The sequence below is a fragment of the Kitasatospora sp. NPDC089509 genome (assembly GCF_044749365.1).
GTDB lineage: Bacteria > Actinomycetota > Actinomycetes > Streptomycetales > Streptomycetaceae > Kitasatospora.
Genome location: NZ_JBIVHS010000021.1, coordinates 15,774 through 38,962, shown reverse-complemented (window position 1 = coordinate 38,962; position 23,189 = coordinate 15,774). Strand labels below are relative to the sequence as shown.

General features: G+C 75.2%; 15 protein-coding genes. 10 read left to right on the top strand and 5 right to left on the bottom strand.

All coding sequences use genetic code 11. The annotated features are described in order from the left end of the window. Positions 1-4: 4 nt before the first annotated feature. The gene (locus ACIP4P_RS32875; protein ID WP_400924744.1) at positions 5-2,098 is read right to left on the bottom strand and encodes a DEAD/DEAH box helicase; all 2,094 of its coding nucleotides are present in this window, start codon (positions 2,096-2,098) and stop codon (positions 5-7) included. Between the two features lie 697 nt (positions 2,099-2,795). Between ACIP4P_RS32875 and ACIP4P_RS32870 the strand changes: the two genes are divergently transcribed. After that, positions 2,796-3,524 carry a ferritin-like fold-containing protein gene (locus tag ACIP4P_RS32870; protein ID WP_350511868.1) on the top strand — a complete coding sequence of 243 codons (729 nt, stop codon included), beginning with the start codon at positions 2,796-2,798 and terminating at the stop codon, positions 3,522-3,524. Between the two features lie 11 nt (positions 3,525-3,535). Here the strand turns inward: ACIP4P_RS32870 and ACIP4P_RS32865 are convergent, their stop codons facing one another. The 3 genes from ACIP4P_RS32865 to ACIP4P_RS32855 form a co-directional block, all read right to left on the bottom strand. Further along, entirely contained in the window at positions 3,536-3,862 is a 327-nt protein-coding gene (locus ACIP4P_RS32865) for a hypothetical protein (protein ID WP_400924742.1), read from the bottom strand. A gap of 147 nt (positions 3,863-4,009) precedes the next feature. Beyond that, positions 4,010-4,237: a DUF3107 domain-containing protein gene (locus ACIP4P_RS32860; RefSeq protein WP_350511870.1), complete on the bottom strand. Its 228-nt coding sequence runs from the start codon at positions 4,235-4,237 to the stop codon at positions 4,010-4,012. A gap of 134 nt (positions 4,238-4,371) precedes the next feature. Beyond that, positions 4,372-5,031 (bottom strand): TetR/AcrR family transcriptional regulator, encoded by a 660-nt coding sequence (locus tag ACIP4P_RS32855; RefSeq protein ID WP_350511872.1) that lies wholly within the window; start codon positions 5,029-5,031, stop codon positions 4,372-4,374. 221 nt (positions 5,032-5,252) lie between these two features. On the opposite strand from ACIP4P_RS32855, the gene ACIP4P_RS32850 reads away from it, so the two are divergent. The 5 genes from ACIP4P_RS32850 to moeZ all read left to right on the top strand — a co-directional run bounded on the left by ACIP4P_RS32850 (position 5,253) and on the right by moeZ (position 11,769). After that, positions 5,253-6,155 (top strand): alpha/beta fold hydrolase, encoded by a 903-nt coding sequence (locus ACIP4P_RS32850; RefSeq protein ID WP_400924739.1) that lies wholly within the window; start codon positions 5,253-5,255, stop codon positions 6,153-6,155. 344 nt (positions 6,156-6,499) lie between these two features. After that, positions 6,500-8,176: a glycosyltransferase gene (locus ACIP4P_RS32845; RefSeq protein WP_400924737.1), complete on the top strand. Its 1,677-nt coding sequence runs from the start codon at positions 6,500-6,502 to the stop codon at positions 8,174-8,176. Then, entirely contained in the window at positions 8,176-9,258 is a 1,083-nt protein-coding gene (locus ACIP4P_RS32840; protein ID WP_400924735.1) for a hypothetical protein, read from the top strand. Before ACIP4P_RS32845 ends, ACIP4P_RS32840 begins: the two co-directional genes overlap by 1 nt. A 93-nt stretch (positions 9,259-9,351) precedes the next feature. Then, positions 9,352-10,359, top strand: a complete 1,008-nt coding sequence (locus tag ACIP4P_RS32835) for an NAD-dependent epimerase/dehydratase family protein (RefSeq protein WP_400924733.1) — start codon at positions 9,352-9,354, stop codon at positions 10,357-10,359. Positions 10,360-10,590: 231 nt separating this feature from the next. After that, positions 10,591-11,769 carry an adenylyltransferase/sulfurtransferase MoeZ gene (moeZ, locus tag ACIP4P_RS32830; RefSeq protein WP_400924731.1) on the top strand — a complete coding sequence of 393 codons (1,179 nt, stop codon included), beginning with the start codon at positions 10,591-10,593 and terminating at the stop codon, positions 11,767-11,769. Positions 11,770-11,860: 91 nt separating this feature from the next. On the opposite strand, the gene ACIP4P_RS32825 is transcribed toward moeZ, so the two are convergent. Then, on the bottom strand, positions 11,861-14,608 hold the full coding sequence (locus tag ACIP4P_RS32825; protein WP_400924729.1) for a flippase-like domain-containing protein: 2,748 nt from the start codon (positions 14,606-14,608) through the stop codon (positions 11,861-11,863). A gap of 134 nt (positions 14,609-14,742) precedes the next feature. Between ACIP4P_RS32825 and ACIP4P_RS32820 the strand changes: the two genes are divergently transcribed. The 4 genes from ACIP4P_RS32820 to ACIP4P_RS32805 all read left to right on the top strand — a co-directional run bounded on the left by ACIP4P_RS32820 (position 14,743) and on the right by ACIP4P_RS32805 (position 23,177). Then, complete coding sequence (locus tag ACIP4P_RS32820; RefSeq protein ID WP_400924727.1) at positions 14,743-15,120, top strand: MGMT family protein; 378 nt, start codon at positions 14,743-14,745, stop codon at positions 15,118-15,120. Positions 15,121-15,173: 53 nt separating this feature from the next. Then, complete coding sequence (locus ACIP4P_RS32815) at positions 15,174-18,551, top strand: ATP-dependent helicase (protein WP_400924725.1); 3,378 nt, start codon at positions 15,174-15,176, stop codon at positions 18,549-18,551. Positions 18,552-18,583: 32 nt separating this feature from the next. Then, positions 18,584-21,796 carry a UvrD-helicase domain-containing protein gene (locus ACIP4P_RS32810; protein WP_400924723.1) on the top strand — a complete coding sequence of 1,071 codons (3,213 nt, stop codon included), beginning with the start codon at positions 18,584-18,586 and terminating at the stop codon, positions 21,794-21,796. Positions 21,797-21,989: 193 nt separating this feature from the next. Next, positions 21,990-23,177, top strand: coding sequence for a PP2C family protein-serine/threonine phosphatase (locus tag ACIP4P_RS32805; RefSeq protein WP_400924721.1), 1,188 nt, complete (start codon positions 21,990-21,992; stop codon positions 23,175-23,177). Positions 23,178-23,189: the final 12 nt, after the last annotated feature.

The window sequence follows — 23,189 nt, the reverse complement described above, 5'->3', positions numbered from 1 at the left end:
CGGGTCAGCCCTCCGGAGTGGTCTCCGGGGTGGCCGCGGCCTTGCGGGTGCGGGTCCGCTTGCGCGGGGCCGGCGCCTCCTCGGCGGACGCCTCGGCGGCCGGGGCCTCCGGGGCGGTCTCGGCGACGGCCTTCGGCTTGCGGGTCCGGGCCGGCTTCTTCGCGGCCGGGGCCTCGGTCACCGCGGCGGCCTCGACGGTCTCCGCCGCCTCAGCCTTGGGCTTGCGGGTCCGGGTGCGGGTCGGCTTCTTCTCCACCGGAGCCTCGACCGGAACCTCGACCGGAACCTCGACCGGGGTCTCGATCACCGCGGCGGCCTCGACCGCCTCGGCGGCCTCCGCCTTGGGCTTGCGGGTCCGGGTGCGGGCCGGCTTCTTCTCCACCGGAGCCTCGACCGGAACCTCGGCCGGGGCCTCGGTCACCGCAGCGGCCTCGACGGCCTCCGCCGCCTCAGCCTTGGGCTTGCGGGTGCGGGTCCGACGCGGCTTCTCCTCGGCCACCGGCTCGGCGACGACCGCGACCACGGCGGCCTCGACCACCGCGGCGGCCTCGGCGACGACCTCGGCCGCCGCCACGGTGGTCTCCACCGCGGCGGTCTCGCCGGCCCCGGCACCCCCGCGCGAGCGGCGGCGACGACGGCGCGGCGCGGCCTCGCCCTCGGTGCCCTCGACGGCCGGAGCCGCCTCGGTCACCGGAGCGGCGGCGACCGCAGCGGCCTCGCCCTCGCCGAGCGAGGCACCACGGCGGGTGCGACGGCGCTCACGGGTGCGGCGCGGCTTCTCTTCGGCCGGGGTCTCGACGGCGGCGGCCCGGCCCGAGCCGTTCCGCCCGCCGGCGCTGCCGTTGCCGCTGCTGCCGGCGCCGGCGTTCCCGCCGCGGCCGCGACCGGAGCGCGAGCCCCGCCCGCCAGTCTCGCCGAGGTCCTCGATCTCCTCGGCGCCGAGCCCGGCCCGGGTGCGCTCGGAGCGCGGCAGCACGCCCTTGGTGCCCGGGGCGATCTTCAGCAGCTCGTACAGGTGCGCCGAGGTGGAGTAGGTCTCCTCCGGGTCGTTGAACGACAGCTCCAGCGCCTTGTTGATCAGCTGCCAGCGCGGGATGTCGTCCCAGTCGACCAGGGTGACGGCGGTGCCGGAGGCGCCGGCCCGGCCGGTGCGGCCGATCCGGTGGAGGTAGGTCTTCTCGTCCTCGGGGCACTGGTAGTTGATGACGTGGGTGACGCCCTCGACGTCGATGCCGCGGGCGGCCACGTCGGTGCAGACCAGCACGTCGACCTTGCCGTTGCGGAAGGCGCGCAGCGCCTGCTCGCGGGCGCCCTGGCCGAGGTCGCCGTGGACGGCGCCGGCCGCGAAGCCGCGCTGGGTCAGCTGGTCGGAGACGTCGGCGGCGGTGCGCTTGGTGCGGCAGAAGATCATCGCCAGCCCGCGGCCGTCGGCCTGCAGGATGCGGGAGACCATCTCGACCTTGTCCAGCGAGTGGGCACGGAAGATGTGCTGCTCGGTGTTGGCCACGGTCGTGCCGGTGTCGTCCGGGGCGGTGGCCCGGATGTGGGTCGGCTGGCTCATGTACCGGCGGGCGAGGCTGATGACCTGGCCCGGCATGGTGGCCGAGAACAGCAGGGTCTGCCGCTTGGCCGGCAGCATGGTGATGATCTTCTCGACGTCGGGCAGGAAGCCCAGGTCGAGCATCTCGTCGGCCTCGTCCAGGACCAGCGCGCGGACCTTGGAGAGGTTCAGCTTCTTCTGGCCGGCCAGGTCCAGCAGTCGGCCCGGGGTGCCGACCACGATGTCGACGCCCTTGTTGAGCGCCTCGACCTGCGGCTCGTACGCCCGGCCGCCGTAGACCGCGAGCACGCGGACGTTGCGGACCTTGCCGGCGGTCTGCAGGTCGTTGGTGACCTGGGTGCAGAGCTCGCGGGTCGGGACGACGATCAGCGCCTGCGGGAAGTCGGAGAGCTGCTCCTCGGTGGCCCGGCCGGCGTCCACGTCGGCGCGAACGACGGCCCGCTCGATCAGCGGCAGGCCGAAGCCGAGGGTCTTGCCGGTGCCGGTCTTGGCCTGGCCGATGACGTCGTGGCCGGTCAGCGCGACCGGGAGGGTCATCTCCTGGATGGGGAAGGGGTGGACGATGCCGACGGCCTCCAGGGCCTCGGCGGTCTCCGGGAGGATCCCGAGGTCCCGGAACGTCGTCTTGATGGGTTCAGCGGTGGTGGACAGGGTGCTGCCTCTTCCGTTTTCGGAGGGGCCGAGAGCGAGCGGCGGGCGGGCAGCCGCGCGGCTGTGTGCGGGCCTGGACGGCCCTGATGACAGCTGCGCGGACGCACAACCGCGCCGGTCCCTGCGGCCGGCCGGTGCGCGCGGCCCGATGCGGGGCGCGTCGCCGGCGGCGTCGGGGAGAGTTCCCGTGAGGGACCTGCGCGGGACCTCCGCCAGGTGGGCGTGGTCTCGGCGGCCCTCGCTCGGCCACTGATGCGGTGCCAAGGCTTGGGGTCCAAGCCATGGTCGGAGCCGATCGGCTCTCCGACCGGGCATCCGCGTACGTGAGTACCCCTGGCTCCGGTGCGGACACGTCCGAGGGGACGGTGCCGCTAAGGAGCGGACTCGTGCGGGCCACCGAGACGGCGGTGGCACCGTGCGAGCACGACGGGGCTCCGTACCACCATACAGTCAGGCGACGACTCGAACACGTGACGCGTCTGACATTGCCCCCGGGCACCGGCCCGTCCCGGGCCGATCCGGCAGGTCACCGGGGGCGCCGGGTGGTGGGGGAGCGGGCCGGTCGGGACTAAGGTGACGGGTCATGGAGACCCATGGTGAGACGCAGGACGGCACGGGCGGCTCGATCGGCGACTGGGCCACGTGCTCGGCCGAGCCGGGCTACCGCGCCGCGGTGCTGGACCTGCTCGGCGCACTCGCGTACGGCGAGCTGAGCGCCTTCGAGCGGCTCGCCGAGGACGCCAAGCTGGCGCCCGACCTGGCCGACAAGGCGGCCCTGGCCCGGATGGCCTCCGCCGAGTTCCAGCACTACCAGCGGCTGCACGACCGGCTCGCCGAGATCGGTGCCGACCCGCAGGAGGCGATGCGCCCCTTCGTCGAGCCGCTGGAGCTGTTCCACCGGATGACGGCGCCCTCGGACTGGCTGGAGGGCCTGGTCAAGGCCTACGTCGGCGACGCCATCGCGACCGACTTCTACCGCGAGGTGGCCGTCCGACTGGACGACGACACCCGCGAGCTGGTCCTCGGCGTCATGTCCGACACCGGCCACGGCCAGTTCGCCGTCGACAAGGTCCGCCAGGCCATCGAGGCCGACCCGCGGGCCGGCGGCCGGCTCGCCCTGTGGGGCCGGCGGCTGATGGGCGAGGCGCTCAGCCAGGCCCAGCGGGTCGTCGCCGAGCGGGACGCGCTGTCCAACCTGCTGGTCGGCGGCGTCCAGGTGCAGGGCTTCGACCTGGTCGAGGTCGGCAAGATGTTCAACCGGATCACCGAGGCGCACACCAGGCGGATGGCCGCCCTCGGCCTGGCCAGTTAGGCCGGGGCCGCTCAGGCCGGCCGGTGCCGCCGCGGCGCGCGGTGGGCGCCGGCCCGGTGCGGGTGGTGCCGGTGCGCCGGGGCCCGCCCGGCGGCGAGGTCCGGCCGGGCCAGCAGCGAGGTGATCACCCCCGCGGCCAGCGCCGAGCAGGCCACCGCGATCACCGGGTAGCGCCCGGCCAGACAGAAGTGCGCGACCGCCCCGCCGAGCAGCGCGGCGGCCAGCGCCGTCCCCGTCACCATCGGGCGGGACGCCCGGAAGTACGAGGGCAGACCGAACAGCGCGGCCGCGGCCGCGGCCAGGCCGACCAGGGCGAAGACGATGGATTCGACCAGCAAGGCGGCCTCCCGGGGGCGGGCGTACGGCACCGGCGCCGTCCCTGTCGCCCTACCCCGGCCGGCCCGGCCCCACACACGACCTCCACATACGACGGTGCCCCGCTCCCGGAGGGAACGGGGCACCGGACACCCGGTTCGGGCGGCGCCTCAGAGAGTGCCGAAACCGACCTTGCGGGCGGCCTGCTCGCCGATCTCCACGTACGCCAGGCGCTCGGCCGGGACGATGATGCGACGGCCGTGCTCGTCGGTGAGCGTGAAGAGCTTGGTGGGGCCCTCCAGCGCCTTCGCGATCGCGCTCTCGACCTCATCGGCAGTCTGCGAGCTCTCGATCACGATCTCGCGCGGCGCGTTCTGCACGCCGATCTTGACCTCCACGGCTTCCGTCCCTCCGGGTTTGCAGCCTCCACGCGCGGGAACCGGACCGCCTGGGACAAGCGACCGCGGCGACCGCGCCGTACGGCTTCACCATAGAGCACCCGATCACCGCCCAGGCGATGGTCAGCGGATCGTCAGCGCTGAGCGGAACCCTCCGGCGCGAGGTCGGACGGGTGCATCGGGAAGCCCTTCAGGCCCCGCCAGGCCAGGCTGGCGACCAGCCGCACCGCCTCGTCGCGCGGGATCTCCAACCCCTGCGACAGCCAGTACCGGGCGGTGATCTGGGCCAGCCCGCAGACCCCGGCGGCCAGCAGCTTGGACTCCGCCTCCGGCAGGTCGGTGTCCTCCTGGATGACCTTGCTGACCAGCGTCGCGCTCGCCTCGGAGGCCCGCTCCACCCGCTCGCGCACGGCGGGCTCGTTGGTCAGGTCCGACTCGAAGACCAGCCGGAAGGCACCGGACTCGCTGGAGACGTAGTTGAAGTACGCCTCCATCGTCGCGGCCACCCGCAGCTTGTTGTCGGTGGTGGTGCCCAGCGCCTCGCGGGTCGACTCGACCAGGGCGTCGCAGTGCTTGTCCAGCAGCGCCAGGTAGAGGTCCAGCTTCCCGGGGAAGTGCTGGTAGAGCACCGGCTTGCTCACCCCGGCACGATCGGCGATGTCGTCCATGGCGGCCGCGTGGTAACCCTGCGCGACGAACACCTCCTGGGCGGCACCGAGCAGTTGTTCACGGCGGGCGCTTCGCGGCAGGCGGGCACCGCGCGGGCGCTCCTGCGCCTCTTGGATGGCCGTCACGGCGCTCCTCACTTCGGGGTTGTTCGGGGCTGGCAAGAGGGCCGATTCTACTTTTCGGTAACCGCGCGCGCCCCAGGCGAAGGCGAGAAAAGCTGCTCGGACCGTTGTCAGGAGCCCACAATACGGCGCTGACCTCGGCCTCGGCAGTGCCGAGACCTAGGAGACGGGACGGCCGGACCACCCCCACCGGCCCCCACCGGGGCTCACTACCATCGTCCACCATGAGCAGCGCTGAGCAGCAGGTACGTACGGTCGAGGTTCCCGGCGCGGTGCTCGCGGTGCACCGGCCCACCGCCGGAGCGGCCCCCGACGGGCGCGAGCCCGGGCTCTTCGTGCACGGCCTGGGCGGCTCGGCCGGCAACTGGACGGCCCTGATGGACCGGCTCTCCGGCCTGGTCGACGGCGAGGCCCTGGACCTGCCCGGCTTCGGCCGCTCCGGCCCGCCCGCCGACGGCAACCTCAGCCTCTCCGGCCACGTCCGCGCCGTCATCGGCTACCTGGAGGCCTCCGACCGCGGCCCCGTCCACCTCTTCGGCAACTCGCTCGGCGGCGCCGTCGCCGTCCGGCTCGCGGCGCTGCGCCCCGACCTGGTCCGCAGCCTCACCCTGGTCTCGCCCGCCCTGCCCGAACTGCCCCCGCAGCGCTCCGCCTGGCCCACCGGCCTGCTCGCCCTGCCCGGCCTGCCCGCGCTGCTGAGCCGGCTGTCGGCCGGCCGGCGGGACGCCGAGGCCGCCACCGACGACCTGCTGCGGCTGGTCTACGGCGACCCGGCCGCCGTGAGCCCGGCCGCCCGGGCCGAGGCGGTGGCCGAGTACCGGAGCCGGTTGGACCTGCCGCACGCGCTGCCGGCGCTGGTCGGCTCGGCCCGCGGCATCGTCTCCGCGTACACCGAGCGCGGCGACCAGGCGCTGTGGCGGCAGGCCGAGCAGGTGGCGGCGCCGGTGCTGCTGGTGTACGGACGGCGCGACCGGTTGGTCTCCTACCGCTCCGCCCGCCGGGCCTTCGCGGCCTTCGCGGACGTCCGGCTGCTGGTGCTGCCGGAGTCCGGGCACGTCGCGATGATGGAGCACCCCGACGAGGTCGCCCGGGCCGTGCGCGAGCTGATCGCGGACACCGCCGGCTGACCGTCACGCGCGGGCGGAGCGCGCGGGCGGAGCGCGTATAGCGCCCGCTAACGGCCCGGTTCGGGGCGAGGTCACGGCGGTTCACTCGTTCAGGTGGCAGCCAGGCATGTGACCGATGGATCGCCCCGGGCCGGTCCTACCTTTCTGCTGCCGGACCGAACAGGTGTGGGGGAGGGCCGCCGGCGCCGGAGCACACGGCGCACGGCCCGAGCAAGCGTCCCGGCGTACGGCCCCGCGGCTCCCGACGGCCCCTGCCCGGGGGCGTCCAAGGGGTGCGGGGGGACGGCCGGCCCCGGCCGAGGCCGCCGTCACCGTGCCCGTTCCGAGGCAGAAGGAGGTCTCCCGTGCGCGTCGCCCTGCTCACCGAGGGTGCCCGATCGCATCCCGAACGTGGCGCCGGAGCCTGGTGCGACCGGCTGGCCGAGGGCCTGCCGGAGCACGGGTTCGAGCTGTACCTGCTGACCGGCCCGGACGGGCTCGGCGCCGTCGCCCGGCTGTCGCCCGCCTGGCACGGCGCCCACGACCTGGTCCTGTGGGGCGGCCGGCCGCGCGGCCGGGCCCCCGGGGCGCTGCGCAGACGCCAGTACGCCCGGGCGTACGAGGACCTGCTGCGGGCGCTGGTGCTGCCGGGCGAGCGGGCCGGCTTCGGCGCCGGACTGTACCGGCTGGCGGCGCTGGCCCGGGAGGACGGCACACTGCCGGCCTTCCTCGCCTCCGCCCACGCCCGCCGGGTGCTGGAACGGACCTGGCGGCTGCCCGGCGCGGACACCCCGGCCGGCCGGCCGCTGGTCCGCGACGTCCTGGCCGCCGCCGACCTGCTGGAGCAGTGCCTGCGCCCGCTGTCCGCACCCTGGTACGGCACCGGCCCCGGTGGCCTGGGCGGCGCCGACCTGTGCCACGTGGTCGGCGGCGGCCCCGCCGCGCTGCCCGCCCTGGTCGCCCGGCAGCTGCACGGGGTGCCGTTCGTGGTCACCGAGCACGGCCCGCACCTGCGCGAGCAGTACCTCGGCCGCCCGCCCCTGGCGCCCGGAGGCGGGCGGGCGGTTCACGAGGCGCCGTACTGCTGGCCGGTGCGGGCGCTGCTGCTGTCCTTCTTCCGGGCGCTCACCGAGGAGACCTACCGGCAGGCCGCGGTGCTGACCCCGGGCAGCGCCCACGACCAGCAGTGGCAGCGCCGCTGCGGGGCCGACCCGGCGCGCACCCGGGTGGTGTACGAGGGCACCCCGGCGGTGGACCGTCCGGCGGCCGGGCCGGAGCCGGGGCGGCCGACCCTGGTCTGGGCGGGCGCGCTGGAGCCGGGCCGGGACCCCGAACTGATGCTGCACGCCTTCGCCCGGGTCCGGGCCGAACTGCCCCGGGCCCGGCTGGTGGTGCACGGCGCGGAGGCCGCCCCCGGCCACCGGGCGCACTGCGCCGCGGTCGCCGAACGGCTGGGGATCACCGGCGCGGTGGACTTCGCCGGCCGGCCCGCCCCCGGCGCGCTCGCCGAACTCTGGCAGGGCGGCACGGTGGTGGTGTTCTCGGCGCTCTCCCAGCGCAGCCCCCGGCTGCTCGCCGACGCCATGCTCAGCGGCCGGGCGGTGGTCTCCACCGACGTCGGGGTGGCCCGCGAGGTGCTCGGCCCGACCGGGCTGCTGGTGCCCGCCCGCGACCCGCGCGCCCTGGCCGGGGCCTGCCTGGCGCTGCTGCGCGACGAGGAGCGGCGCTCCCGGCTCGGCCTGGCGGGGCGGCTGCGGGCGCAGGAACGCTTCGCCGTCGAGCCGGTGATCGGCGCCTTCCGGGAGATCTACCTGGAACTGGTCTCGCAGTACCCCGCCTACCCCGGGGGCGGCGGCGCCGACCCGGGCGGGCCGGCGCCGCGGCCCTTCGCCCGCCCCGCCGAGTACTGGCTCGGCGAGCGGCCGCGCGGCGCCCGGGAGGACCGGGACCGCCCGGACCGCCCCGGGCACCCCGACGGTGGCCCCGGGCACCCCGACGCCGCCGCGGCCGCCGCCGGCCCGGCCCTCGCGGAGGCCGTCTGATGTCCGGCCCGGTGGGGGTCAGCGCCGACCCGGTGCGCGAGCTGATGGCCGAGCACCGGGAGCTGTGCGAGCGCGCCGTCGACCCGCTGGAGATCGCCGCCGGGCTGGAGGAGGCCGGGCTCGGCCCGGACACCGCCGCGCGCTGCCGGCACGCCGACCTGTTCTCGCTGGCCGAGGAGCTGTACGCCCGGGTGCCCCGCCGCCCGCCCGCGCCCGAACCGCCCGAACCCCGGCGCTGCGCGGCCGCCGCCCGGGCGGCGCTGACCGCCGCCGCGCTCGCCGTGCTGCCCTGCGCCGCCGTGGTGGCGTTCGGCACCCGCCCGGCCGTGCTGCCGATCGCGGCCGTACCGCTGGTGCTGCTGCCCGCGCTGACCGGCGGGGCCCCGGCCGAGGCCGGACCCCCGCCGTGCGGCCCGGCCTGCCCGACGGAGCTCGGCCCGGCCCGCACCCCGCCCCGTCCGGCCGGCTCCCGGCTGCGCCCCGCGGCGCTCGGGCACGGGCTGGGTCTGGCCGCGCTGCTGCTGCTCCCGCTGGCGGCGCCGGGCCGGGACCGGCCGCTGGCCGCCGCGCTGGTGCTGGCGGCCGCGGTGTCGGCGGGCTCGGCGGAGCGGGCGGCCCGCTGGTACCGGCAGGTCGGCCGGGGGCACCTCGGGTCGGCCCGCACGCTGGCCGAGTTCCGGGCCCGGATGCGGCCGGTGCTGCCGGTGGCGGTGGCGCTGCACCTGGCGGTGCTCGCGGTGCTGACCTACGCCGCGCTGGCCGTCCTCGCGGTGGTCGCGCCGCGCCCCGGGCCGGGCCACGGCGGCGGCCTGCTGCACCTGGCCGCCGAGCGGGCCGGCACCGCCGCGTGGGCGGCGCAGGGCGTGCTGGGCCTGCTGCTGGTGCTGCCCGCGCTGCTGGCGCGCTGCGGCCGGGGGAGGGCGGCCGCGCTGGGCGCGGTGGCCGGACCGGTCGCGGCGGCGGTGCCGCTGGCGCTGGGCCGTCCCTGGCCGTCGGCCGTCCTGCTGGGCGGCGGCGCGGTCGCGGCGGTGCTGCTGGTGCACGGCTGGGCCGTGCTCGGCCGGGCCGGTTCGCACCGCTGAGCCGCTCCCGGACCTCGGATCTCGTTCGCTGTTTCCGCTGTATTTCAGTCCGCCAGGTCGTCCCCGACCTCGCTTCGTGGAAGGACGCCCCCGATGAGGGTGCTGCTGCTGGGCGCCGACGGCTTCATCGGCCGCCGGGTGACCGATCGTCTGCTGATGGACCAGGAGTTGCAGGTGACGGTGCTCGGCCGGCGCGACTCGGCCGACATCCGCTTCGACCTGACCACCGGGAGTCCGGGCGCGCTGGCCCGCTTCCTGGACGCGGTCGCGCCGCAGGTGGTGATCAACTGCGCGGGCGCCACCTACGGCAGCTCGCGCACCCTGATCCGGTCGAACACGCTGGCCGTCGCGACCGTCTGCGAGGCGATCCGGCGTAGCCGGGAGCCGGCCCGGCTGGTGCACGTCGGCTCGGCCGCCGAGTACGGGCCGGTGCCCGGCGGGGTGCCGGTGTCGGAGCAGGCCGAGCCGCGGCCGGTCGGCCCGTACGGGGTGTCCAAGCTGGCCGGGACGGAGCTGGTGCTGGCCTCCGGGCTGGACGCGGCGGTGCTGCGGGTGTTCGACGTGGTGGGGCCGGGGGCGCCGACCGCCTCGCTGTTCGGGCGGCTGGCCGAGGGCCTGCGGCGGGCGCTGGAGCGGGACGAGAGCCAGGTGCGGATGCCGGACCTGTCCGGATACCGGGATTTCGTGGACGTGCGGGACGTCGCCCGGGCGATCCAGGCGGCGGCGGTGTCGGCCGCCACCGGGGTGATCAACGTCGGCAGCGGGCACGCGGTGCGGGCCCGGGACGCGGCCCAGCTGCTGGTCCGGGCCTCCGGCTTCGAGGGCTCGATCGTGGAGGAGAACCGGCCGGTGCTGCTGCCCGCGCAGGTCGGCGGGCCGGGCGGGGACCACCTGCCGGGCCACGGCCACCAGTCCGGGCCGTACCTGCCGGGCCACCGGGTGGAGGAGCGGCGGCCGGAGGGCCGGCCCGCCCCGGGCGAGCCGGTGCCGTGGCGGCAGGCGGACGTGCGCACCGCCCGGGACCGTCTCGGCTGGCGGACACAGGTGCCGCTGGAGGAGTCGCTCGGGGACGTCTGGCTGGAGACGGCCTGCCGGGTGTGAGTTCCGCCGCGGGGTGCGCCCGGGCCCGTGATTCCGGGCCCGGGGGCACCCGCGGGGGTCCGGTGGGCGGTTCCACCATCCGGCGCGGCCCGTCTCGCCCATCGGACGGGCTGTCTCGGAATACCGGAGGGGCGTGACACTGTTGGCCTAGAGAGCCACCCCGGTGGCGGTGCAACAACCCCGTCCGAGGGTGGCCCGGGCCACCTGAACCAGAGACCCATCGGAGTCCCCGTGTCGTTGCCACCCCTGGTCGAGCCGGCCGACGAGCTCACCGTCGACGAGGTCCGCAGGTACTCCCGCCACCTGATCATCCCGGACGTCGGGATGGCCGGGCAGAAGCGGCTGAAGAACGCCAAGGTGCTGTGCGTCGGTGCCGGTGGCCTGGGTTCGCCCGCGCTGATGTACCTGGCGGCGGCCGGTGTCGGCACGCTGGGCATCGTCGAGTTCGACGTGGTCGACGAGTCCAACCTGCAGCGCCAGATCATCCACGGCCAGGCCGACATCGGCCGCTCCAAGGCGGAGTCGGCGCGGGACTCGGTCAAGGAGATCAACCCGTACGTCGACGTGGTGCTGCACGAGGAGCGCCTCGACAACTCCAACGTGATGGAGATCTTCGCCGGCTACGACCTGATCGTGGACGGCACCGACAACTTCGCCACCCGCTACCTGGTGAACGACGCCGCGGTGCTGCTCGGCAAGCCGTACGTGTGGGGCTCGATCTACCGCTTCGACGGCCAGGCCAGCGTGTTCTGGGCCGAGCACGGCCCCTGCTACCGCTGCCTCTACCCGGAGGCCCCGCCGCCGGGCATGGTCCCGTCCTGCGCCGAGGGCGGCGTGCTGGGCGTGCTGTGCGCGTCCATCGGCTCGATCCAGGTGAACGAGGCGATCAAGCTGCTGGCCGGCATCGGGGACCCGCTGGTCGGCCGGCTGATGATCTACGACGCCCTGGAGATGAACTACCGCCAGGTGAAGGTCCGCAAGGACCCGAACTGCGCGGTCTGCGGCGAGAACCCGACGGTCACCGAGCTGATCGACTACGAGGCCTTCTGCGGCGTCGTGTCGGAGGAGGCCCAGGCCGCGGCCGCCGGTTCGACGATCACCTCGAAGCAGCTCAAGCAGTGGCAGGACGACGAGGAGGACATCTACCTCATCGACGTCCGGGAGCCCGGCGAGTACGAGATCGTCAACATCCCCGGTGCGGTGCTGATCCCGAAGAACGAGTTCCTGATGGGCGACGCCCTGGAGAAGCTGCCGCAGGACCGGAAGATCGTGCTGCACTGCAAGTCGGGCGTGCGCTCGGCCGAGGTGCTGGCCGTGGTCAAGGCCGCGGGCTTCGCCAACGCCGTCCACCTGGGCGGCGGGGTGCTCGGCTGGGTGAGCCAGATCGAGCCGCACAAGCCGGTCTACTAGGACACGACACCCGAGGAGGGGCCCGCCGATCCGGCGGGCCCCTCCTCGGCGTTTCCTGCCGTTCCCGTCCGTACGGTCGGGTTCCGTACGGTCAGAGCGCCTGCTTGCGCTGCAGCACGTTGTAGGCGATCCAGCCCGGCACCACGGGCAGCCAGAAGGTGAGCGCCCGGTAGAGGAACACCGCCGGGGTGGCGACCGCGGGGGAGACGTCCGCGACGGTCAGGGCGCCGATCAGGGCGACCTCGACCGGGCCGATGCCGCCCGGGGTGGGGATCGCCGAGCCGGCCGCGTTGGCGGTCAGGAAGACCACCGCGACGGCCGAGAAGGAGATGTCGCCGCCGAAGGCCTGCACCGAGAAGTCCAGGCAGGCGGTGAAGGACAGGGTCAGCAGCAGGATGCCGCCGAAGCCGGTGACCAGCTTGCTGGGCGTCTGCATCAGGTCGAGCATGCGCGGCACCACGCCGAAGAACAGCGAGCGCAGCCGGCCCAGCACGAAGCGGCGCAGCGGCGCGACCGCGGCCACCACCAGGGCGAGCACCGCGGCGGTCAGCACCCCGATGATCACCGCCCGGGAGGCGGAGAGGTCGCCGTTGGTCTGGCTGCCGGTGATCAGGCCGAAGCTGAACAGCAGCAGCAGGTGCCCGGCCAGGCCCGCGAGCTGGGAGGCGCCGACCGAGGCGACCGCCTGGCCGGGGCGGATGCCGGCCTTCTGCAGGTAGCGGGTGTTGAGCGCGATGCCGCCGATCGCGGCGGGGGCGACCAGCTTGACGAAGGAGCCGGCCAGCTGGGCGGCCACCGTGCGCCGGAACGGCAGCTTCTCGGGGACGAAGCCGGTCAGGCTCATCGAGGCGGCGACGTAGCTGAACGCGGCCGCCAGCAGGGCCGCCGCGGCCCAGGCCCAGTTCATCTGGGAGAGCTTGAGCTGGGCCGGCTTGATGGTGGTCAGCGCCAGGTAGGCGGCGAAGGTGAGCGCGATCACCATGATCAGGCTCTTCGGCTTCAGCCGTTCCAGCTTGGCGGGCTGCATCGGCGCCTCGGGGGCGATCTGCAGGATCTGGCCGCGGATCCGGCTGAGCAGGTCCTCGCCGGCCGCCGCGATGTCCTCCTCGGCCTGCTGCTGGGTGCGCTCGCCGGCCGCGACCTGCTCCAGTGCCCTGGCCCGGGCGGCGGTCTTGCGTTCCTTGGTGAGCTTGGCCAGGTCGACCCGGGTGGAGCGGCTCATCCCGACGGGCTGCAGCAGAGGCAGGGCCTGGGCGACCCGGTCGGCGCCGAGCACCGCGTTGGCGGTGGCGACGGCCCGCTCGGGGCCGATCCGCAGCGCGAAGGTGGTGAGCAGCTGGGCGACGTCGATGCGCAGGGTCAGGTCGGTGGCGGCGATGTCGCCGCCGGACAGGTTGACCAGGCAGGCGGTCCCGTCGTCCACCACCAGCAGCGACTCGCCGGTCAGTCGGCGGTGGGCGATCCGGCGCTCGTGCAGGGCGGCCACCGACTGCCACAGCGAGGCCATCACCCGGTCGGTGACCTCCTCGTCGGCGAGCTCGTCCAGGGTGCGGCCCTCGACGTTCTCGTACACCAGGATCGCGGCGTCCGGGCCCAGCTCGGAGGTGGCCACCAGCTGCGGCGCGCGGGCGCCCGAGGCGGCCGCCGCGTACGCGATCAGCGCCTCCTGCTCCAGCGCCTGGCGCAGCGACTGGGGGCTGCGGCGGACGGCCACCGAGCGCAGCCGCAGCCGGCGCCAGGCCCGGTAGAAGAAGCCGGAGGCCTGCTGCTCGCGGTCGATGATGTGGACGTCCAGCGGCGGGCCGTCCTGCTGGGTGACGTAGTAGCGGCGGGTGCCGCCGGGGGCGTCCGGGGCGCGGTGGGCGCCGTCCGGGGTGAACCCGACCTTGCGCAGGCCGATCATCAGGTGCTGGCCGGTGGGCCGGATGTTGGGGGAGCCGATCGCGTACAGCGTGCCGTAGGCGACGGACCAGCCGATCAGCACGGTGAGCAGCAGCGACAGCGGGGTGGTGTAGCCGCCGAGCAGCTCGGTGATCCCGCTGAAGACCACCACCACCCACAGGGCCACCCGCCAGCGCGGTCTGCTCGACATGCCGACGGCCGTCATGTAGGCGATCACCGGGGCGAGGTAGCCGTGCACCGGGTCGGTGAGGCTGCCGTTGCTGTCCAGCGGCAGCCTGGTCAGCGCCGTCCGGATGTGCTCGGAGGCGCCCTCGGCCACCCACCAGTCGATGCCCAGCGAGACGCCGTACGCGAGCACCGAGGCGAGCACGCCGTCGGCGACCCGCAGGCCGTCGCGTTTTATCAGCCGCTCGACGGCGAAGGCCAGCGGCACGGCGAGCACCGCGACGCTGGAGACCAGGCCGGTGATGGTGGACAGCACCGCGGAGAAGTGCGGCGCGTTGGTGGCGATGTCCTGCTCGATGCCGGTGGTGGTCGAGGTGGCGATGCCGGCCAGGACGAAGACCGCGACTATCCCGAAGACCCCGGCCAGGAAGCGGATCAGGTCGGACGGGCGGTGCGCGCGGGCGGCGAGCAGCGGCTCGTCGACGTCCAGGTGGGGGGCGTCCTCCAGCGGGTCGTGGTACTCGGCCCGCGGGGCCGGCGGCACCGGGGCGGGCGGTTCGGGACTGGCCGGCTCCGGGCCGGACACGGGAGCGGGGCCGGCGGCCTGTGCTGGCGTGGGGGTCTTGATCGTCGGGTCCTTGATCAGGGAGACTTCCGGCGTCGGCCCGGGCACGGGCCGCCCTTCGGACTCGTCACCGGAACCGGCCGGGGGCACGGCGGAGCCGGACTCGTCGGAGTCCCTGTCCACGCCCACGTCAGCCGTCCCGGTCATCTGGTCTTGTCCTCGTATCACCACTCACCGCCCCGAAGATGGTGGCATGCCCCGGCCCCCCGTGCTGGACAGGGGCCGGATCGGGCGCGGCGGGTCGTTCGTACGGGGCCGCACACGCGTCCCCGTGAGGAAGAATGCCGCAGGTGACGGACGTAACAGACGACGGCGTCCCGGACGCCCTACCACCGTTCGCCGAACTGGTGCTCGATCTGACCGAGCGGATTCCACCCGGCCGGGTGATGACCTACGGCGACGTCGCCGAGTACCTCGGCCAGGGCGGCCCCCGGCAGGTCGGCCGGGTGATGGCCCTGTACGGCGGCTCGGTGCCCTGGTGGCGGGTGATCCGCGCGGACGGGCGCCTCCTGCCCGGGCACGAGCACCGCGCCCTCGCCCACTACGGGGACGAGGGCACCCCGCTGCGCGAACTCGCCGACCCGCCCCGGGTCGACCTCGGGCGGGCCCGCTGGGACGGGACGGAGACTTCGGCGAAACCGCCACGCGGACGGGAATGACGGGGCAGGATCGTAGGCTCGATACGGGCGGGCCCCACCGGCCCGCCCCCGCCATGCCCCCGCACCACCCAGGACCGACGTTCGTGAGTTCCCCCTACCGGCTCGTGCGCAGCCCGCTCGTCCAGCCCGACCCGCCCGCGCTGGACGCCTACCAGCGCGCCGTGGTCGAGCACACCGGCGGCCCGCTGCTCGTCCTGGCCGGCCCGGGCACGGGCAAGACCACCACCCTCGTCGAGGCCGTCGCCCGGCGGATCCAGGACGGCACCGACCCCGAGCGGATCCTCGTCCTCACCTTCAGCCGCAAGGCCGCCATGGAACTGCGCGACCGGATGTCCGGCCGGCTCGGCAGCTCCGCCGCCGCCCCCCAGGCCACCACCTTCCACTCCTTCTGCTACGCCCTGCTGCGCGCCCACCAGGACCCGGAGGACTACGCCGAACCGCTGCGGCTGCTCTCCGGCCCCGAACAGGACGTGATGGTCCGCGAACTGCTGGCCGGCGGCGCCGAGGACGCCCGCGACGGCCGCGGCCGGATCGCCTGGCCGCTCGACCTGCGGGCCTGCCTGACCACCCGCGGCTTCGCCGACGAAGTCCGCGCCGTCCTCGCCCGCAGCCGCGAACTCGGCCTCGGCGAGGCCGAACTCGAACGCTTCGCCCAGGGCGTCCAGCGCCCCGACTGGGCCGCCGCCGCGCACTTCCTCGCCGACTACCTCGACGTGCTCGACCTGCGCGGCGTCCTCGACTACGCCGAACTCGTCCACCGCGCCGTCCTGCTCGCCGAACGCCCCGGCACCGGCGACGAACTGCGCCGGCGCTACGACGTCGTCTACGTCGACGAGTACCAGGACACCGACCCCTCCCAGGTCCGGCTGCTGCGCCAACTCGCCGGCGGCGGACGCGACCTGGTCGCCGTCGGCGACCCCGACCAGTCGATCTACGCCTTCCGCGGCGCCGACATCAACGGCATCCTCGACTTCCCGCAGACCTTCCGCCACCCCGACGGCACCCCCGCCGAGGTCAAGGTGCTGCGGGTCTCCCGCCGCTCCGGCGCCGTCCTGCTCGCCGCCTCCCGGGAACTCGCCCGCCGGATGCCGATGGGCCGGCTGCCCGCCGACAAACTCGCCCAGCACCGCGCCCTGCTGCCCTCCCGCGAGGGCGGCCGGGCCGAGGTCTACACCTACCCCACCCCCGGCGCCGAACTCGACTCGATCGCCGACCTGCTGCGCCGCGCCCACCTGGAGGACGGCGTGCCCTGGGGCGAGATGGCCGTGCTGGTGCGGGCCGGCGCCCGCTCCATCCCCGGCGTGCGGCGGGCCCTCGGCGCGGCCGGCGTCCCGCTGGAGATCGACGGCGACGACCTGCCGCTGCGCGAGGAACCCGCCGTCGCCCAGCTGCTGCTCGCCCTGCGGGCCTGCGCCGAGCAGGCAGCCCGCGACAAGCGCGACGACCAGGACGAGCAGCAGGTGGGCGACGGCCCGCCTCCCGCCGAACCCCTGACCGTCGAACTGGCCCACGCCCTGCTCACCGGCCCGCTCGGCGGCCTCGACGGCTCCGACCTGCGCCGCCTGGGCCGCGCCCTGCGCGAGGAGGAACGCGCCGCGCTGCGCACCGCCGCGGGCCCCGCCGCCGCCCCGCGCCCGGCCGGCGAACTCATCCGCGAAGCCCTCGCCGAACCCGAACGCCTGATCGCCCTCGACCCGGCCACCGCCCGCCGCGCCCGCGACCTCGGCACCCTGCTGCGCAAGGTCCGCGAACTGCTGGCCGGCGGCTGCACCGCCGAGGACGCCCTGTGGGAGCTCTGGGACGGCAGCCGCCGCTGGCGCGAACGCCTGGAGCGGGCCGCCCTGCGCGGCGGCGCCGCCGGCCGCAACGCCGACCGCGACCTGGACGCGCTGTGCGCCCTGTTCGAGACCGCCGCCCGCGCCGAGGAACAGGTCACCGGCCACCGCAGCGCCCTCGACCTGCTCGCCGAACTCGAAGCCCAGGACATCGCCGCCGACACCCTCACCGTGCGCACCGTCCGCCCCGAGGCCGTCCGGCTGATGACCGCCCACCGCTCCAAGGGCCTGGAGTGGCGCCTGGTCGTCGTCGCCGGCGTCCAGGACGGCCTCTGGCCCGACCTGCGCCGCCGCGGCTCCCTGTTGGAGGCCGACCGGATCGGCCGCGACGGCCTCGCCGAACCGCTCTCCCCGGCCGCCCTGCTCGGCGAGGAGCGCCGGCTCTTCTACGTCGCCGCCACCCGCGCCAAGGAACGGCTGATCGTCACCGCCGTCAAGGCGCCCGCCGACGACGGCGACGAACCCTCCCGCTTCCTGCGTGAGCTCTACCGCGAGGACGTCGACCCCAGGACCGGCCGCGTCGTGCGCCGCACCCCGCCGGTCACCGTCGAGGACGTCACCCACCGCCCGCGCCGCCCGCTGTCGGTCGCCGCCCTGGTCGCCGAACTGCGCGCCGTCACCGTCGACCCCGCCCGCTCGCCCGAACTGCGCCGCGCCGCCGCCGAACGCCTCGCCGTCCTGGCCACCGCCGCCGACCAGGACGGGCTGCCGCTGGTGCCCGCCGCCCACCCCGAACGCTGGTGGGGCCTGGACGACCCGACCGCCGCCCCCGAGCCGCTGCGCAGCGCCGACGCGCCCGTCCGGCTGTCCGGCAGCGGCCTGGAACAGCTGGAGAACTGCTCGCTGCAGTGGTTCCTGGACAAGGAGGTCAAGGCCCGGGCCCCCGGCACCGCCGCCCAGGGCTTCGGCAACGTGGTGCACGCCCTCGCCGACGAGGTCGGCTCCGGCCGCACCCCCGCCGACCTCGCCGTGCTGATGGCCCGCCTGGACACCGTCTGGGACGCCCTCGCCTTCGACGCCCCCTGGAAGTCCCACCAGGAGAAGACCGAGGCCCGCACCGCCCTGGAGCGCTTCCTCAACTGGCACGTCCTGGAACGCGGCCGCGACCTGGTCGCCACCGAGCACGGCTTCGACGTCACCCTCGACGTCGGCGGCGTCTCGGTGCGCATCCGCGGCTCGATGGACCGGGTCGAGAAGGACCGGGCCGGACGCGCCTACGTGGTCGACTTCAAGACCGGCAAGCAGATCCCCACCGACAAGTCGCTGCCCGAGCACAAGCAGCTCGCCGTCTACCAGCTCGCCGTCCGGGCCGGCGCCCTCAACGAGCTGCCCGGCTTCACCGAGCACCCCCCGGCCACCGGCGGCGCCGAACTCGTCCACCTGCGCGAGGCCGCCGCCAAGGCCGACCCGGACGCCCCCAAGGTGCAGCGCCAGGAACCGCCCGAGGGCGAACCGTGGATCGAGAACCTGCTCGCCGACGCCGCCGGCAAGGTCCTCGCCGAACGCTTCGTCCCGCAGACCGGCGGCGGCTGCGACCGCTGCTCCTTCCGCCGCAGCTGCTCCGCCCAGCGTGACGGGGGGCAGCTCGTGGAGTGAAGCCTGTCCGTCGCTCCGGTTACGGTTGCAGGGTGACCGCCGTGCTCAGCCATCCCGACCAGCTCAAGGAGCTGCTGGGCATCCCGTTCAACCGGGAGCAGATGGCGGCCATCGGCGCCCCCCTCGCCCCGGCCGTGATCGTGGCCGGCGCCGGCTCCGGCAAGACCACCGTGATGGCCGCCCGGGTGGTCTGGCTGGTCGGCTCCGGCGCCGTACGCCCCGAGGAGGTGCTCGGCCTCACCTTCACCAACAAGGCCGCCGGCGAACTCGCCGAACGCGTCCGCACCGCCCTGCTGAGGGCCGGCGTCGCCGACCGGGACGAGGCCGAACCGCTCGGTGAACCCGAGATCTCCACCTACCACGCCTTCGCCGGCCGCCTGCTCAAGGAACACGGCCTGCGGATCGGCATCGAACCCGACGTCCGGCTGCTCGCCGACGCCACCCGCTTCCAGCTCGCCGCCAAGGTGCTGCGCACCGCCCGCGGCCCCTTCCCCGCCCTCACCGGCACCTTCGCCAACCTGGTCGCCGACCTGACCGCCCTGGACGGCGAACTCGCCGAGCACCTGGTCGAACCCGCCACCCTGCGCGCCCACGACGAGGAACTGCTCGACACCCTCGCCGGCGTCAAGCTCACCAACGACGACCTGCGGGCCGTCCCCGCCACCGCCCGCGCCCGGCTGGAACTGCTGCGCCTGGTCGAGGACTACCGCCGCCGCAAGCGGGCCGCCGGACTGATGGACTTCGGCGACCAGATAGCCGCTGCCGCCCGCCTCGCCCAGCAGCGCCCCGAGGTCGGCGAACTGCTCCGCGGCCAGTTCCGGGTCGTCCTGCTGGACGAGTACCAGGACACCTCGGTCGCCCAGCGCCTGATGCTGGCCGGCCTGTTCGGCGCGGGCCCGGACCAGCCCGGCCCGGGCCACCCGGTCACCGCCGTCGGCGACCCCTGCCAGGCCATCTACGGCTGGCGCGGCGCCTCCGTCGCCAACCTCGACGACTTCCCCCGGCACTTCCCGAAGGCCGACGGCCGCCCCGCCGACCGCTACGCGCTCAGCGAGAACCGCCGCAGCGGCGGCCGGCTGCTCGCCTTCGCCAACGAGCTCGCCGCCCCGCTGCGCGCCGTGCACGAGGGCGTCGAGGCGCTGCGCCCGGCCCCCGGCGCCGAACTCGACGGCTTCGTGCGGGCCGCGCTGCTGCCCACCCACGCCGAGGAGGTCGACTGGCTCGCCGACTCGATCGCCCACCTGGTGCGCACCGGCACCGCGCCCGGCCGGATCGCCGTCCTGTGCCGGGGCGGCGCGGCCTTCCCGGACATCCACGCCGCGCTGGTCGCCCGCGAGGTGCCGGTCGAGGTGGTCGGCCTCGGCGGGCTGCTGCAACTGCCCGAGGTGGCCGACCTGGTGGCGGTCTGCGAGGTGCTCCAGGACCCGACCGCCAACGCCGCCCTGGTGCGGCTGCTGATCGGCCCGCGCTGGCGGATCGGCCCGCGCGACCTCGCCCTGCTCGGCCGCCGCGCCGCCGAACTGGTGCGCACCGAACGGCCCGAGGGCGTGGAGGCGCTGGCCGCGGCCGTCGCCGAGGCCGACCCCACCGAGGTGGTCTCGCTGGCCGACGCGCTGGAGACCTTCCTCGACTCCGAGAAGAGCGACGACGACCTGCCGTTCTCCGCCGAGGCCCGGGTGCGCTTCGCCCGGCTCGCCGCCGAACTGCGTGACCTGCGCCGCTCGCTCGCCGACCCGCTGATGGACGTGCTGCACCGGGTGCTCACCGTCACCGGCCTGGAGGTCGAACTCGCCGCCTCCCCGCAGGCGCTGGCCGCCCGCCGGCGGGAGACCCTGCACGCCTTCCTGGACGTCGCCGCCTCCTTCGCCGACCTGGACGGCGACCCGGGCCTGGCCGCCTTCCTCGGCTTCCTGCGCGCCGCCCAGGAGTACGAGCGCGGCCTGGACAGCAGCCTGCCCGGCGGCGAGGACACCGTGAAGGTGCTCACCGCCCACAAGTCCAAGGGCCTGGAGTGGGACGTGGTGGCCGTCCCCGGCCTGGTCAAGGGCGCCTTCCCGTCCGGCACCGCGCGCGAACGCTGGACCAGCACCAAGCGGGTGCTCCCGCACGCGCTGCGCGGCGACGCCGCCACCCTGCCCGACGTGCGCGGCGGCTGGAACGCCAAGTCCATGGCCGCGTTCAAGAAGGAGCTGGCCGAGCACTCCGGCACCGAGGAACTGCGGCTCGGCTACGTCGCGTTCACCCGCCCCCGGTCGCTGCTGCTGGCCTCCGGGCACTGGTGGGGACCGAGCCAGAAGAGCGTCCGCGGCCCGTCCGTCTTCCTGGAGCAGCTGCGCGCCCACTGCGAGCAGCCCGGCGCCGGCGAGGTCGAGCACTGGGCCGGGCGGCCGGAGCAGGGCGCCGAGAACCCGGCGCTGGCCGCCGCCGTCGAACGCCCCTGGCCGCTGCCGCTGGACCCGGCCGCCCAGCACGCCCGCCGCCGGGTCGCCGAGGTGGTGCGCGCCCGCCTGGCCGGATCGCCCGCCCCCGAACCGGAGCCGATGGCCGCCGAGGACCAGCGCCAGGTCGCCTCCTGGGACCGCGACCTGACCGCGCTGCTCGGCGAGTTGGAGCGCTCCCGGCGCACCGCCCGCGAGGTGCCGCTGCCGCCCGCGCTGTCCGCCACCCAACTGCTGCGGCTGGCCGCCGATCCGGACGGCTTCGCGCACGACCTGGCCCGCCCGATGCCGCGCCCCCCGCAGCCCGCCGCCCGGCGCGGCACCCGCTTCCACGCCTGGGTGCAGTCCCGGATCGAGCCGCTGCTGCTGATCGAACCCGGCGCGCTGCCCGGCGCCGACGACGACGGCATCGAGGACGAGCAGGACCTGGAACGGCTCAAGGAGGCGTTCCTGCGCACCCCGTACGCCCACCGCCGGCCGCACCGGGTCGAGGCGCCGTTCCAACTGGTGCTCGCGGGGCGGGTGGTGCGCGGCCGGATCGACGCGGTCTACCGCGAGGGTGACGGGCTGACGGAATCCGGTGGTGCGTCACGCTACGAAGTGGTGGACTGGAAGACCCATCGGGAGGAGACCGCCGACCCGCTGCAGCTCGCGGTCTACCGGCTGGCCTGGGCCGAGCAGGCGGGCGTTGATCCCGAGCAGGTCACGGCGTCGTTCCTGTACGTCCGCAGCGGACGGATCGTGCGTCCGGCAGGACTTCCCGGCCGAAAAGAGTTGGAACGGCTCCTGATCGGGAACAGTGACTAATGAGTCACCCAGAGCACCCAAGTCATCGCGCCGACGCCCGAAACCTGTGCGTCGTGCACGTTTCGCGCCTATTGTGGGGTCGGTAACCGGTCAACCCCCGTGCTCCGGCCGCCAGCGAGGCCCGCATTCCCTAACCCTCAGTCATCGCCGCAGGTGCCCACGGCACCGGCGTCTTCTGCTGGAGAGACCGACGTTGAGCGCGACCGGATGGATCAGAGAGCGGTTCACCGGGCCGACCCCGGGACGACCCGCTCCGGGCACGACCGGCACCTGGCCGAGGACGGCGCTCGCGCTGCCCTTCATCGGCATGGCGCTGATCGTCGTCCTCGACTTCCTCAGCGGCACCGAGGTGACGGTCGAACCCGCCCTCACCGCCGTACCCGCGCTGGCCGCCGTGGTCAGCCACCGCACCTGGTACCCGCTCGCCATCGGCCTGTGCACCGAGGCGGCCGCCTTCCTGATGGCCTTCCGCAGCGACGCCCTCGGCGAGTCCGTGCACGCCGCCAGCGTGATCGCGATCCTGCTGGTCGCCACGATCGGCTGGGTCAGCGCCACCCTGCGGCTGCGTCAGGAACGCGCCCTGGCCGACGCCCAGCTGGTCGCCTCGATCGCCCGCCGGGTGCTGCTGCGGCCCGTCCCCGAACGGGTCGGCAGCGTGCGCGCCGCCGTCCACTACGAGGCCGCCGCCGCCCACGCCCGGATCGGCGGCGACCTGTACGAGGTCGTCAACACCCGGCACGGCGTCCGGGCCGTGGTCGGGGACGTGCGCGGCAAGGGCCTCGGCGCGGTCGAGACCGCCGCCGCCGTGCTCGGCGCCTTCCGCGAGGCCGCCCACCAGGAACCCGCCCTCGACCGGGTGGCCGGCTGGCTGGCCGTCAGCCTCGACCGCGCCCTGCACGAGAACGAGCACCCGGGCGTGGAGGAGGAGTTCGTCACCCTCGTCCTGATCGGCGTCGGACCGGACGGCACCGCCGAACTCGTCAACTGCGGCCACCCGGCGCCGCTGCTGCTCCGCGGCGGCGCCGTCCACCCGCTCGAACTCGCCGAGACCGTACCGCCGTTGGGCGTCCTCGACCCGGCCGACGTACGCCCCCCGGTGCACCGGGTGCCGCTGCACGGCGGCGACCGGATCCTGCTGTTCACCGACGGGGTGATCGAGGCCCGGAACCGCTCCGGCGCCTTCTACCCGCTCGCCGAACGCTTCCCGCGCTGCGCCGACGGCCGCCCCGCGGACGTCCTCCAGCGCCTGCACGAGGACGTGGTGCGCCACGTCGGCCGCCAACTCGGCGACGACGCGGCGATGCTGCTCCTGCAGTACGACCCGACCCCGCCCGCCATCGCCCATCTGCCCCAGCAGGCCGGTGTCCTGACGAACCGCTAGCCGCCGGCACCC